The 13401-nt window shown below is 67.6% G+C and carries 9 protein-coding genes; 4 read left to right on the forward strand and 5 right to left on the reverse strand.

What is annotated here, in order from left to right; genetic code table 11:
- Positions 1-24: 24 nt before the first annotated feature.
- From ACVOMH_RS11405 to ACVOMH_RS11420, 4 genes are all read right to left on the reverse strand, one after another.
- Positions 25-2952 (reverse strand): TonB-dependent receptor, encoded by a 2928-nt coding sequence (locus tag ACVOMH_RS11405; protein ID WP_481552020.1) that lies wholly within the window; start codon positions 2950-2952, stop codon positions 25-27.
- Positions 2953-3169: 217 nt separating this feature from the next.
- The gene (locus ACVOMH_RS11410) at positions 3170-3913 is read right to left on the reverse strand and encodes an SDR family NAD(P)-dependent oxidoreductase (RefSeq protein ID WP_481552021.1); all 744 of its coding nucleotides are present in this window, start codon (positions 3911-3913) and stop codon (positions 3170-3172) included.
- A 105-nt stretch (positions 3914-4018) separates the two neighbouring features.
- Positions 4019-5614: an EAL domain-containing protein gene (locus ACVOMH_RS11415; protein WP_481552022.1), complete on the reverse strand. Its 1596-nt coding sequence runs from the start codon at positions 5612-5614 to the stop codon at positions 4019-4021.
- 117 nt (positions 5615-5731) lie between these two features.
- Positions 5732-6508, reverse strand: a complete 777-nt coding sequence (locus ACVOMH_RS11420; protein WP_054659554.1) for a sulfite exporter TauE/SafE family protein — start codon at positions 6506-6508, stop codon at positions 5732-5734.
- A 92-nt stretch (positions 6509-6600) separates the two neighbouring features.
- Between ACVOMH_RS11420 and ACVOMH_RS11425 the strand changes: the two genes are divergently transcribed.
- The 4 genes from ACVOMH_RS11425 to ACVOMH_RS11440 all read left to right on the forward strand — a co-directional run bounded on the left by ACVOMH_RS11425 (position 6601) and on the right by ACVOMH_RS11440 (position 11536).
- A complete protein-coding gene (locus tag ACVOMH_RS11425) occupies positions 6601-6996 on the forward strand; it encodes a YchJ family metal-binding protein (RefSeq protein WP_481552023.1) in 396 nt (131 codons plus the stop codon).
- Between the two features lie 62 nt (positions 6997-7058).
- Positions 7059-8354, forward strand: coding sequence for an ergothioneine biosynthesis protein EgtB (gene egtB / locus ACVOMH_RS11430; RefSeq protein ID WP_481552024.1), 1296 nt, complete (start codon positions 7059-7061; stop codon positions 8352-8354).
- Positions 8351-9325 carry an L-histidine N(alpha)-methyltransferase gene (gene egtD, locus ACVOMH_RS11435; protein WP_481552025.1) on the forward strand — a complete coding sequence of 325 codons (975 nt, stop codon included), beginning with the start codon at positions 8351-8353 and terminating at the stop codon, positions 9323-9325. Before egtB ends, egtD begins: the two co-directional genes overlap by 4 nt.
- A gap of 60 nt (positions 9326-9385) precedes the next feature.
- Positions 9386-11536, forward strand: a complete 2151-nt coding sequence (locus tag ACVOMH_RS11440; protein ID WP_481552026.1) for a lytic murein transglycosylase — start codon at positions 9386-9388, stop codon at positions 11534-11536.
- Positions 11537-11608: 72 nt separating this feature from the next.
- Here ACVOMH_RS11440 and ACVOMH_RS11445 read toward each other — a convergent pair whose 3' ends face one another.
- Complete coding sequence (locus ACVOMH_RS11445; protein WP_481522344.1) at positions 11609-12799, reverse strand: benzoate/H(+) symporter BenE family transporter; 1191 nt, start codon at positions 12797-12799, stop codon at positions 11609-11611.
- Positions 12800-13401 lie beyond the last annotated feature (602 nt).

A 13401-nucleotide genomic window follows, 5' to 3' on the forward strand; every position in this document is an offset into this window, starting at 1 on the left:
CTTTTCTGTTGCCGGTAAGGCGACTCAGAAATCCAGGCTGAGCCGGGCGTAGGTGTAGCGGCCGGGCAGGTCATAGGTGCCCGGGTCGTAGCCGTTGAGGGTGCAGCTCAGGCAGATCGGCGGGTTCTTGTCGAACACGTTGTTCACCCCGAGGCTGACTTTCACGCCCTTCATCCATGCGTCGGTGCGCCAGCTCAGCTGGGCGTCGTGGTAGGTGGTGGCGCCGAGCCAGTGCAGGTCGTTGGCGCTGTCGGTACAGATGTCGAAGCCGTTGGCGCCGGCGCAGCTCTCGCGCAGGCGGTCGATGTAGCGCAGCGTCCAGCTGGCGTTCCAGTTGCCCAAATCCCAGTTGGCGGCCAGGGTCGAGCTCCACTCCGGAATCGCGCTGTCATTGGTCTCCACGCCCGGGCCCTTGGGCTCGGCCTGGCCGGATTCGTTGACCAGCTCATAGCGCGTCACCCAGGTCGCCTTCCAGTCGAAGCCCAGCTGGCCCCAGCCGGTTTCCGGCAGCAGCCAGTGCGCGCTGAAATCCCAGCCGCTGGTGTTGATCGTGCCGAGGTTGGCGAGGATGTCCTCGAAACGGATGATCTGGCCGCGGTCGTTGCGGGTGTAGCTGGCGCAGGCCACCGGATCGCGGCTGTCGATGCAGCGGTCCATGATCGCCTGCGCGTCCGGGGCCTGGATCGCCTTGTCGATGGTGTGGCGGTAGAAGGTCACCCCCAGGTCCAGCTTGCTGGCCCAGCCGCTGTCCTCGGCCCAGCCCGGGCTCCACACCGCGCCGGCCATGAACGAACGGCTTTCCTCCGGTTCCAGCGCGCGGTTGCCCGAGGTCACCACCGAGATCTGCGGGTTGGCCTGCTCGTAGCCCGGCGGCACGCCGTCGGCCACGCACTTGGGCGTGGTGGAGGCGGCGTTGTTGCAGGGATCGACGATGGTGGCGTCAAAGCGGCTCAACGTGCCGTACAGCTCGCCGATGGACGGGGCGCGGAAGCCCTGGGCGAAGGACATGCGCAGCAGCAGTTCATCGGCCGGCTGCCAGCGCAGGCCGAGCTTGCCGGTGTTGGTGCCGCCGAAGGTGGAGTAGTCCGAGTAGCGCCCGGCAATGCTCAGGTCCAGGCTCTTGCCCCAGAAACCTTCGCGCGCCAGCGGCACGTCGAATTCGACATAGGCCTCCTTCACCGAATAGCTGCCGATGGTCACCCCCGAGGGCACGCCGTTGTACTCGCCGGCGATGGTGATCGGGTCGGGGTGGTATTCGCCCTTGTAGCGGCGCCATTCGGCACCGGCGGCGAAGGACACCGCGCCGGCCCAGTTGTCGAACAGCTCGCCGGTGAGGTTGGCCGAGGCCTGGCTCAGGGTGTTCTTGCTGCGGTCGCGCACGATCGGCGAGATCCACGCCAGCATCTCCGGGGTGATGGTGCCCGGCCCGCCGAACAGGTTCAGCGGCACGCAGCCGGCAATGGCCGCGCACGCGGCCGGATCGCCCAGGGCCTGGTTGATGTGCTTGATGTTGTAGCTGCCGGTATTGGTCTGGGTGGCCTTGCTTTCACTGGTCATCGCGTTGATGTCCCAGTTCCAGGTGCGCTGGTTGACCTCGAAGGTGCCGTCCAGCCCGGCGGCGGCGTACCAGGTTTTCACCTCCTGCTCGTAGCGGCGCGGGCCGCCCTCCACCGGACGCCGGCCCAGCAGGAACAGGTTGGGGTTGGTGCCCATCGTGGTCAGGTCGAAACCGAACGGGTTGTACGGGTTGTTGGCGGCGATCACCAGTTTCGTTTCGGCCCACTCGTTGTAGACGCCGGCATCGGTGCCCAGGAAGATCGGTTCGGGCGCGGCCTGGTTGGCCGAGTCGCGCTCGCTGTACAGGCCGCGGGCCCAGCCGCTGAGCGTGGGGGTGAACTCGAAGCGCACCTGGCCGAACACGGATTTGCGCTCGTTCGGGGTCAGCAGCAGGTTGTACGGGGCGAAGTTGAAGCGGTTGGCGGTGCCGAAGCGGATGAAGTCGTCGGGAAAACGGGCGCCGCCGGCAAAGCTGGCGTCGTTGGGCAGGGTGATGTTGCAGGTCGCCGAGCCGGGAATGGCAACGCCGTCGGCGTCGCGGGCCAGCGGACACAACCCGCCATAGGTGTTGTTGCCGTCGGCCGGCGCGAACACGGTGCGGCCGCCGGGGGTGGCCGAGCTGCCGTTGGCCAGACCGGTACCGGGCACCGGCACGCGCGCCCATTCGTACTCGGCCGAGGAGATCTCCTTCTGCTTGAACCACGCGCCGCCGACGATCCACTGCGCGCGCTCGCCACTGCGCCCGAAGCTGAAATCCACGCTGGAGGTGTCGCCGCCCTTGAGGTTGTAGTCGCCGTACTGCACCTCGACATGGCCGCCGTCGGCGTTCTTCTTGGTGATGATGTTGACCACCCCGGCGATCGCGTCGGAGCCGTAGATCGAGGAGGCGCCGTCTTCGAGCACCTCGATGCGGTCCACCAGCGCCAGCGGAATGGTGTTCAGATCCACCGAGGAACCCACGCCGGAACCGGAGGACTCGTTGACCCAGCGGATGCCGTCCACCAGCACCAGTACACGCTTGGGACCGAGATGGCGCAGGTCCACCGTGGCCGCACCGGCGCCGACGCCGCCGCCATCGGGCGGGAAACCGAAGTTGCCGCTGGAGTTGAGCTTGGTGCTCAGCGAGGCGCCGCTGGCGGTCAGGTGCTGCACCACGTCGGCCAACGAGCTGTAACCGGTGCGGTCGATGGCTTCGCGGGTGAGCACCTGCACCGGCACCTGGGTTTCCAGTTCGGCCTTCTTGATGCGGGTACCGGTGACCTGGATGGCGTCCAGGGTGCGCGCCGGGCTGGCGGGCGGGGATTCCTGCGCGAGCGCGACGGCGGGCAGCAGGCACAACAGGGAGATACGGACTGCGTGGGTCAGGCGGTGCGGGCGCAACGATAACGACGTCATCGGGAAGCTCCTCTGATAGCCGGACTATCTCGCCGGTCGGGACGACGGGCGTGGGCTCCTTGTAAACGTTCCGTTAGCGGTGGACAAGGGGTGGCCACGCCTTGTCCGTTCGTTGTCCTGTCGACCGTGGAAATTCCGCCAGATCAATCACTTGGCTGTGACAAAGGTGAATTGAGGTAGCGGCTTCCGGCATCACCCGCGCACCCGCCGGCGGAGATCAGCGGGCGGAGAAGCCGCCGTCGACCAGGTGGTAGCTGCCGGTGATGAACGAGGCTTTTTCCGAGAGCAGGAAGCAGGTCAGCGCGGCGACCTCGTCGGCGGTACCCAGGCGCCCGGCCGGATGCAGGGCCACCAGGCCGGCATAGGCCTGGCGGTCCATGCCGTCCAGCATGGGGGTGTCGATGAAGCCCGGGCCGACGGCGTTGATGCGCAGCCCGCGCGCGGAATACTCCAGCGCCGCGCTCTTGGTCATGCCCACCAGCGCGTGCTTGGCCGCGACATAGGCCGCCGAGCCGGCCCAGCCATTGCTGCCCAGGATCGAGGCCATGTTGACGATGGCGCCGCCGCCGGTGGCGAGGATGGCCGGAATCTCATATTTCATCGAATAGAACACGCCGTGTAGGTTGACCCCGAGCACGCGGTGCCATTCGTCCAGCGGGTAGTCGGCCGTCTCCAGGCTGGCGCCGCCGATGCCGGCGTTGTTGACCGCCAGATGCAGGCCGCCGAAACGTTCTACGCAGTGCCGCACCATGTGGCGGACCGCGTCCGGATCGCTGACATCCATGGCGAACGGCAGCACCTGCGGCCCCAGCGCGGTGGCCAGCGCGGCGGCGGCATCGCCGTCGATATCGGCCGCCAGCACCTGCGCGCCGGCCTGGGCCAGCTGCCGCACCACCGCCTCGCCAATTCCCGAGGCGGCGCCGGTGACCACGGCGATCTTGCCGGAAAGATCCAGGGACATGTTGCGCGAACTCCAGAACGCGGAACTCCCGCGACCGTGCCAGCATGCGCGCGGCCCGGCGCGGCCGCATTGAGCCAAATCAAGCCAGGCACGGGCGTGGGCGACTCAGGGCGCGCCGCGGTGCTGGTCCGGGGTGGAATGCAGCGGCACGAAATTGACCAGTTCCGCGGCGGTCATCGGCTGCCCGAACAGGTAACCCTGGCCATAGTTCACGCCCTTGCTGCGGAACAGCTCGGCCTGCTCCGGCGTCTCGATGCCCTCCACCAGCGTGCGCATGCCCAGGGTGTTGGCCAGCTCGATGATGTGCAGCGCCACCTGGCTGGTCACCGAGTCGGTGCAGGCCGTGCAGGTGAAGCTTTTGTCGATCTTGAGGATGTCGAACGGATAGGTGGTCAGATACGCCAGGCTGGAGTAGCCGGTGCCGAAATCGTCGATCGCCACTTCCACGCCCAGCGCCCGGATCGCGTTGACCACGGCCAGCGTGCTCTCCTGTTCCAGCAGGCCGCGCTCGGTGGCTTCGATCACGAACTTGCCTGCCCCCGGGCCGATCGTCCGGATCATCTGCTCGATCTGCCCGACCGTGTCGGGCGACTGCAGGTCCTGCGGGGACAGGTTTATGCTGAGGTGGAAGTCGGGATTGCGCCGCAGGAACGGCGTCAGGTCCTTGCATACCAGTTCCATCACCCGTCGGGTCACCAGCTGGATCAGCCCCGAATCCTCGGCCACCGGAATGAAACGGTCCGGCGACACCACCGCGCCGTCCTCATGGCGCCATCGCAGCAACGCCTCGGCGCCAATGCAGGTATTGGTCGGCAGCTCGAAGATGGGCTGGTAGAGCAGGAACAGCTGGCTCTTGCGCAGCGCGTGCAGCAGTTCGGCGCGGGCGGAGAAACGGTGACGGGTAAGCCCGTAGGCAATGGCGAAGATCACCAGGCCGGCGGTGATACCCAGCGGGATGAACCAGCGGGCGAACTGGGCCATGCGGGTATCGATGGACGCGCGTGGGGTGGCGGCGACCGCCGCGGTGCCGCCGGGGAGGACGACCCGCCTGACCACCAGCGAGTCACTGTCCTCATCGAGGAACCGTTCATAGTGTTGTCCGTTCTCGAACGGACCGGCCCACCGGTCCTGCAGCTTTCCGGCCCTGGCGGCAAACCGGTGCGTCCGGGTATTGAACAGGCCCAGGGCGACATCCGGGCGGGCGAACGGTGCGATCAGCCCGTCCGGGTAGATCAACAGCGCATAGCCGTTGTTCTCCACCACCACATAACGGTTTTCAGCGACCCCGGGCACCTGCACCTGGGTATAGATGGCGGTGCCGTCGGATTCCACGATGCTGGGGGCGCCCTGCAACAGGTTGCTCAACCACGCACCGCCGGACGAGCACTCCACCTTCCCTCCGGACAGATACAGCGAACTTTTCACCGCCTGTGAGCGCAGTCCAAAACGTTGCAGCCGGGCGATCCCGCCAGCGCTGCACGGGGTATCGCCACTGCTTTCCATTTCCTGGCGCAGCAGCGCGAGCAGATCCCGGATCGAACGCACCTGGCCCTCCATGCGCAGGGTCAGATCATCGAGCATCGCGTACTTTTCCTGCAGCGCCTGCTTGCGCGCCTGCTGCAGGGAGTACACCACCGGCACGCAGGCCAGCAGCGCGCCGCACGCCAGCAGCAGAAAAGCGATGCGGTGCCGGTTCTTCATCTGCGCGGTGCGTCCGTGGACAGGAATACTGCGACCGGCTTGGCGCGCACGCTGCTGCACGCTGCGGTGCCGGGATCAGGCGGTGGCCCTGGATTCAGGGTCCAGCAGCTTCTGTCGTCAGACAGTGAAAATATCCCAGGCCATGCGCGCGATCAGCACCACCACCAGCGCCACGAACAGCTTGCGGATCACCGGGGTGCCGCCGCGCAGCGCCATCCGGGTGCCCACCAGCGCGCCGCTGACATTGGCTGCGGCCATCGGTATGGCCAGCGCCAGCAGCACATTGCCGCTGGGCACGAAAAACGCCAGCGCGGCGAGGTTGGTGGCCAGGTTCACCACCTTGGAGGCGGCCGAGGCGCGCAGGAAATCCAGGCCGAAAAAGCGCACGAACAGGAAGATCAGGAAGCTGCCGGTACCGGGGCCGAAGAAGCCGTCATAGAAGCCGATCACCCCGCCCATCAGCAGCGCGATGCCCAGCTCGCGGCGGCCGACCTGGCGCGGCGTGTGCAGTGCGCCGAACTCCTTCTTGGCCAGCGTGTAGCCCAGCATCACGATCAGCAGGGTCAGCACCAGCGGTCGCACCGCATCCTTGGACAGCAGGCTCACCGCGGTGGCGCCGAGGAACGAACAGGCGAACGCGGCGGCCGCAGCCAGCAGCACCGGCCGCCACGGGATGCGGATCGAACGGGCGTAGCGCCATGCCGAAACGCCGGTACCGAACACCGAGCTGAACTTGTTGGTGCCCAGCAACGCGGCCGGGGACTGCTGCGGCAGGGCGGTGAACAGCCCCGGCAGCTGGATCAGGCCGCCCCCGCCGACCGCCGCATCCACCAGCCCGGCGATGAAGGCGATCAGCAGCAGCCAGGGCAGCTCCGGCGGCAACAGTTCCAGCATGACGACTCCTGACCAGGGCGCGACAGGATACGCGCAGCCGTTGCCAGCGACGCCGCTTGGAGCGTGGTGCCGGGGAATGGGAAAATGCGCGCATGCAGATCTCCCCGACCACGCCGTGCCCCTGTGGCCGCGGCCCCGCCTACAGCCGCTGCTGCGGCCCGTATCACGCCGGCCAGGCCGCGCCCGATGCCGAAGCGTTGATGCGCTCGCGCTACAGCGCCTATGTGCTGCAGGACGTCGATTACCTGCTGGCCAGCTGGCATCCGCAGACGCGACCGCAGCAGTTGTCGCTGGATGACGATCCGGGCCAGCGCACGCAGTGGCTGGGATTGAGCGTCAAACAGCCTGTGGTCACCGGTGCGGACACCGCCGAGGTGCACTTTGTCGCGCGCTACAAAGTGGGGGGCGGCAGCGCGGTGAAGATGGCCGAGCACAGCCGTTTCCAGCGTATCGACGGGCGCTGGTACTACCGCGACGCGGTGGTCTGAGCACGGCGCCGCGTGTGGCGGCCATGACATCGCGCTAACCGCGTGTCCGTAAGCTCGGGCCGATGCATATCTCCACTGCCGCGTTGCTGCGTTCGACCACCGCCGGCGCCGTGCCCGCCACCCTGGCGCAGCGTTTTTCCACCGTGCGAGCACGCAGCGTGGCCCTGGCCGCGCCGCTGTCGGCCGAAGATGCGATGCTGCAGAGCATGCCCGACGCCAGTCCGGCCAAATGGCATCTGGCCCACACCAGCTGGTTCTTCGAGCACTTCGTGCTGGCCGCGCAGCCCGGTTACCAGCCCTTGCAGCCGCACTGGCAGGTGCTGTTCAACAGTTATTACCAGAGCATCGGCCCGGCCCACGCCCGGGCGCGACGCGGGCTGCTGTCGCGGCCGTCACTGGCGCAGGTGCTCGACTACCGCACCGCGGTCGATGCGCGCATCGCCGCCCGCTTTGACGAGGGGTCGATGGACGCCCAGGCGCGCCGCCACCTGATCCTGGGCCTGCAGCACGAGCAGCAGCACCAGGAGCTGCTGCTGACCGACATCAAGCACGCGCTGTGGTCCAATCCGCTGCAACCGGCCTACCGCCAACTGCAGGTGCCGGCCAGCGCCGCGCTGCCGCTGGGCTGGATCGACAATGCCGAGCGCATCGTCGAGATCGGCGCCCCGGCCTGGCCGCAGCATGCGCCCTTCGCCTACGACAACGAATCGCCGCGGCACCGGGTGCTGGTGGCCGCGCACCGGCTGGCCAATCGCCCGGTCAACAACCACGAGTACCGGCAGTTTGTCGAAGCCGGCGGCTACCGGGAGCCCGGTTGCTGGCTGAGCCAGGGCTGGGAGCTGTGCCAGGCCGAAGGCTGGCAACAGCCGCTGTACTGGGACGCGCATTGCCAGCGCGAGTTCACCCTGGGCGGCTGGCGCGCGCTGGACCCGCATGCGCCGGTCTGCCACCTGAGCTACTACGAGGCCGACGCCTACGCACGCTGGGCCGGTGCGCGGTTGCCGACCGAGTTCGAATGGGAGGCCGCGGCGGCCACTGTGCCGCCGGCCGGCCATTTCGCCGATGACGACCACCTGCATCCCTGCACCCCGGCGGCCGCCACCGGCAGCGGGCCAGTGCAGCTGTTCGGCGATGTCTGGGAGTGGACCAGCAGCGCCTATGCCGCCTATCCGGGGTTCCGGCCGTTGCCGGGCAGCCTGGGTGAATACAACGGCAAGTTCATGTGCGGCCAGTACGTGCTGCGCGGGGGCAGCTGCGCCACCGCCCGCGGCCATGTGCGCGCCAGCTACCGCAATTTCTTCGCGCCGTCCGCGCGCTGGCAGTTCGCCGGCCTGCGCCTGGCCCGGGATGGCGCATGAGCGGCGCCGAGGCCGCACTGGCCGCGTTGACCGACCTGACTCCCGACCGCGGCACGATCACCGCGCAGGTGCTGGCCGGGCTGGCGCAGCGGCCCAGGACCCTGCCGTCGAAATACTTCTATGACGCGCGCGGCTCGGCGCTGTTCGAACAGATCACCCGCCAGCCGGAGTACTACCTGACCCGCACCGAGCTGGCATTGCTGGAGCGCGAATTGCCGGCGATCGCGCAGCAGGTGGGAGCGCAGGCGCGGGTGGTCGAATACGGCAGCGGCAGCGGCCGCAAGACCCGGTTGCTGCTGCGCGCGCTGCCCGAGGTGGTGGCCTACACCCCGATCGAGATCTCGCGGGCGGCACTGGTGGCCAGCATCCATGCGCTGGCTGGCGATTTCCCGGCACTGGAAATGCTGCCGGTATGCGCCGATTTCACCGATGCGGTGGCTCTGCCGCAGCCGCAACAGCCGGCGCGGCGCACGTTGCTGTTCTTTCCCGGCTCCACCCTGGGCAACTTCACCGATGGCGAGGCGGTGCGGCTGCTGCGCGGCATGCACCGGACCATGGGCGCAACCGGGCTGGCGCTGGTCGGCATCGACCTGGTCAAGGAGCCGGCCCGGATCGAAGCGGCCTACAACGATGCCGCCGGCATCACCGCCGCGTTCACGCTCAACCTGCTCGAACGCCTGAATCGGGAGATCGGCAGCGATTTCGCGCTGGACCGGTTCCGCCATCGCGCCCACTACGACCCGCTGCACGAGCGCATCCAGACCGAACTGGTCAGCGAGGTCGCGCAGCGGGTGCAGGTGGCCGGCCAGCGTTTCGATTTCGCCGCGGGGGAGCCCATCCAGGTCGAATACAGCCACAAATACAGCGATGCCCGTTTCGCCGCGCTGGCCGCCGCCGCCGGATTGCGCGTGGTGGCGCACTGGACCGCGCAGCCCTGCAGCTATGGCCTGCGGCTGTTGCAATGGCAATGAAGGCACCGCATCGCGGCGCCGCGTTTATGATCGACAGCCCCCGTCTGTCAGGAACTGCCGATGAGAGCGATTGCCGTAGTGCTGGGATTGGGCGCGTGGGGCTTGGCTGCCACCGCTTCGGCGGGTATCGCCGACTTCGGCAGCTGCGGGGTCGGGCTCAAGAACGCGGCGGTGGCGCAGGGTATTGGCGCCGAGCGCGTGGAACAGGTGTTCACCACCATCACCCCGGACCTTGGAGTGCTGCCGCTGCTCGATGCGCAGCCCGAGTTCACCACGCCGATCTGGGACTATCTGGCGGCTCTGGTGGATCGCCAGCGTGTTGCGGACGGACGCGCGCAGCTTCAGCAGCATCGCGCGCTGCTCGATCAGGTCAGCGTGCAATACGGGGTCGACCCGGCCACCATCGTCGCGGTGTGGGGCGTGGAGAGTGACTACGGCCGCGTGTTCGGCAGGCGCCCGCTGCTGCAGTCGCTGGCCACGCTGGCCTGCAACGGCCGCCGCCAGCCGTTTTTCAAAGGGGAGCTGCTGGCGCTGCTGAAACTGATCGACCAGGGTGACCTGCAGGCCGAGGGCTTGACCGGCTCGTGGGCCGGCGCGTTCGGCCATACCCAGTTCATGCCGTCCACCTATGCGCGCATCGCCGTGGATGGTGATGGCGATGGCCGCCGCGATCTGGTCGCCAGCATTCCCGACGCGCTGGCCTCCACCGCCAACTACCTCAAGCAGGCCGGTTGGCGGACGGGCCAGCCGTGGGGCGTGGAAGTGCGGATTCCGGCCGGTTTCAACGCGGCGCTGGCCGGCCGCACCAAGCGCAAGCCGCTGGCCAACTGGCGCGCGCTGGGCATCACCGGCGTCGACGGCACCCCGCTGCAGGTGCCGGCGATCACCGACGATGCCAATGCCGCGCTGCTGCTGCCGGCCGGTACCAGCGGTCCGGCGCTGCTGGTGTTCCGCAACTACGACGCGATCTATTCCTACAACGCCGCCGAGAGCTACGCGCTGGCCATCGCCACGCTGGCCGACCGCCTGCGCGGCGGCAGCGGCCTGAAGGCGGCATGGCCGACCGACGACCCGGGTATCGGCCGCGAGGAGCGGCGGGAACTGCAGACCCTGTTGCTGGCCCGCGGCCACGCCATTGGCGCCGCCGACGGCATGGTCGGCAGCGCCACCCGCCGCGCCATCCAGACCGAACAGCAGCGCCTGGGCTGGAAAAACGCCGATGGCCGCGCCGGCACCCGCATCCTGCAGGCGCTCCGCGCTGCCAAACCGGCATCGCCCACGGCGTTCCGCCTGCCGGCCAACTACCCGCAACTTGTCCAGTCACCGATCGTACGGAGCAGCGTTTCAATGAAGGATGTGCAGGGCCTGAGCACAGGCGATTTCAACGGCTTCACCGCGTGGAAGGTGGAAACGCCGTTCTCCACCGCCGCGATCAGCGTGTTCGGCGGCCAACTGCTGTCCTTTGTGCCCACCGGCAGCCAGGACGTGATGTGGCTGTCGCCCAGCGCCAGACAGCCGCCCACGCCGATCCGCGGCGGCGCGCCGGTGTGCTGGCCATACTTCTCGCGTCAGGGGCAGAGCAACGAGGTGCCTGCGCACGGTTTCGTCCGTACCGTTGCCTGGGAGTTGCGCGAGGCCCGCCGCGAAGCCGATGGCAGCATGGTGCTGACCCTGGCGCCGCCGGTGATGGACAACCTGGATCTGCGCATGCACATGGTCCTGCGCATCGGCCGCACCCTGGAGCAGGAACTGGTCACCGAGAACCGGGGCAGCCAGCCGGTCAGTTTCACCCAGGCGCTGCACAACTACTTCAACGTCAGCGATGCGTTGCAGGTAGAGGTCAGCGGCCTGGACGGCCTGACCTATCTGGACAAGCTCGATGGCGGCAACGCCCATGTGCAACGCGGCGACTGGAACCTGCGCGATCCGCGCGACCCGGGCCGCAGCGATCGTCTGTACACCCAGGCCGGTGGCCGCTATGTGCTGCGTGACCCCGGCTTCCAGCGGGCGATCGCCATCAGCACCAGTGGCAGCCGCACCGCGGTGGTCTGGAACGCCGGCGAAGTGGCGGCGGCGAAGATGGAGGACATCGGCGCGGCGTGGCGCAACTACGTCTGTGTCGAAGCGGCCAACGCCGGCCCGGACGTGATCGAACTGGCGCCGGGCGGGCGCCATGTCCTCAAGCAGGTGCTGGAGGTCAAAGCGCTGTAAGCCGGCATCTGCCCCGCGCATGCCGGAGCGGGGCGGTTCTTTTCTATATGGGGAGCTGCCGCCGGATGACAGTCAGCGGGCGGCGGCTGGCCGGCGCAGCACCAGCAGGGTCAGCACGCCGGCCACCAGCCCCCAGAACGCCGAGCCGATGCCGGCCAGCGACAGGCCCGAGGCGGTGACCAGGAAGGTCACCAGCGCCGGCTCGCGTTCGGTTTCCTCCTTCAGCGCCACGGCCAGGCTGTTGCCGATCGTGCCCAGCAGCGCGATACCGGCCAGCGTTGCCACCAGTTCTTTCGGGAATGCGGCGAACACGGCCGCCACGGTCGCACCGAACAGGCCGATCACCAGGTAGAACACGCCAGCGCTGACCGCCGCGGTATAGCGGCGCGCCGGATCTTCGTGCACATCCCGGCCCATGCAGATCGCCGCGGTGATCGCCGCCAGATTGAGTGCGTAGCCGCCAAAGGGTGCCAGCAGCGTATTGGTCACACCGATCCAGCCCACCACCGGCGAGACCGGCGCGTCATAGCCGGAGGCTTTCAGCACCGCCACCCCCGGCACGTTCTGCGAGGCCATGGTCACGATGAACAGGGGCAGGGCGATGCCGAACACCGCCGTCCACGACAGCGTCGGCACGGTGAAGACCGGCAACGCCAGCTGCAGCTGCACCTGCTCCATATGCATCAGTCCCTGGCCGGCGGCGATGGCCACGCCCACCAGCAAGGTGGCGATCACCGCATAGCGCGGCAGCCACCGGCGTCCACCCAGATAGGTGGCGAACATCACCAGCACCAGCAGCGGCTGCGTGCCGACCGAGACAGACACATCCAGCCCGAAGCGCAGCAGCACGCCGGCCAGCATGCCCGAGGCCAGCGATACCGGAATCCGCCGCATCGCTTTTTCGAACACCCCGGAGAAGCCGGCCAGCGCCGCCATCACCGCGGCCAGCACGAATGCACCGATGGCATCGGACAGCGGCAGGACGGTGGTGCCCACCACCAGCATCGCCGCACCGGGCGTGGACCAGGCCGTGACCACCGGCATCCGGTAGCGCAGCGACAGGCCGATGCAAGTCACCCCCATGCCGATCCCCAGCGCCCACATCCAGGAAGCGATCTCCGCCTGCCCGGCGCCCACGCGCTGCGCCGCCTGGAACACGATCACCGCCGAGCTGGCGAAGCCGACCAGCACCGTGATGAACCCGGCAATGACGGCCGGCAATGAAAGGTCACGGAAGAACGAGCGCGATGCGGAGTCGGTCATGGTCAGCAGCGAGGGTAGCAACCCGCATTGTGGCCCAGCATCCCTATGCGGACTCACGGGACTGGGAAACCAGGACTGGCGAACAGCGCAGTTGCCCGGGCAGACCTTGCCGGATCTGGCGCCAGCGGCCGATTTGTCGCGATGTCACAGAAATGCATTGCACATTTCACAAAGATGTCTAGAATTCGCTCCCTTGCTTCACGGCGCCCGTCACACCAGTGGCTGCACCGAAAAGCGTCGTCAACAGCCTCCTCAAAAAGCTGTTGACGAAGATCAAAAGCCTGCGCATAATGTGCGGCTTGCTTCAACGAAAAGCCCTCGGGCCTTACGCAGAAGCCGCTGAATCAACCGCCTCGAAAAAAGGTGTTGACGAGGCAAAAAAGTCGGCTATAATGGGCGGCTCGCTACGACGGAAACGTCGCAGCCTACGAAGATGGCGCTGAGGCCTGATTCGAAGTTCTTTGAAAGTATGCGCAGGTATCTTGTGAGGGCGCCTGCAGGAGTGGATGACTGTCCATCTTGCAGACGTTTAATCAAGCAATGATTCAATTGTTTTAATGCAAGCGAAACGTTGCCAGTGGTTGAATTTCTGCAGCTAAAGT

Source organism: Stenotrophomonas sp. STEN013 (assembly GCF_056760355.1).

What these genes read in the sequence shown, in the direction of transcription:
- ACVOMH_RS11410 (WP_481552021.1), bottom strand. Translation starts at nt 3,913, where the DNA reads ATGTCCCTGGATCTTTCCGGCAAGATCGCCGTGGTCACCGGCGCCGCC.
- ACVOMH_RS11440 (WP_481552026.1), top strand. Translation starts at nt 9,386, where the DNA reads ATGAGAGCGATTGCCGTAGTGCTGGGATTGGGCGCGTGGGGCTTGGCT.
- egtB (WP_481552024.1), top strand. Translation starts at nt 7,059, where the DNA reads ATGCATATCTCCACTGCCGCGTTGCTGCGTTCGACCACCGCCGGCGCC.
- ACVOMH_RS11445 (WP_481522344.1), bottom strand. Translation starts at nt 12,799, where the DNA reads ATGACCGACTCCGCATCGCGCTCGTTCTTCCGTGACCTTTCATTGCCG.
- ACVOMH_RS11425 (WP_481552023.1), top strand. Translation starts at nt 6,601, where the DNA reads ATGCAGATCTCCCCGACCACGCCGTGCCCCTGTGGCCGCGGCCCCGCC.
- ACVOMH_RS11420 (WP_054659554.1), bottom strand. Translation starts at nt 6,508, where the DNA reads ATGCTGGAACTGTTGCCGCCGGAGCTGCCCTGGCTGCTGCTGATCGCC.
- ACVOMH_RS11405 (WP_481552020.1), bottom strand. Translation starts at nt 2,952, where the DNA reads ATGACGTCGTTATCGTTGCGCCCGCACCGCCTGACCCACGCAGTCCGT.
- ACVOMH_RS11415 (WP_481552022.1), bottom strand. Translation starts at nt 5,614, where the DNA reads ATGAAGAACCGGCACCGCATCGCTTTTCTGCTGCTGGCGTGCGGCGCG.
- egtD (WP_481552025.1), top strand. Translation starts at nt 8,351, where the DNA reads ATGAGCGGCGCCGAGGCCGCACTGGCCGCGTTGACCGACCTGACTCCC.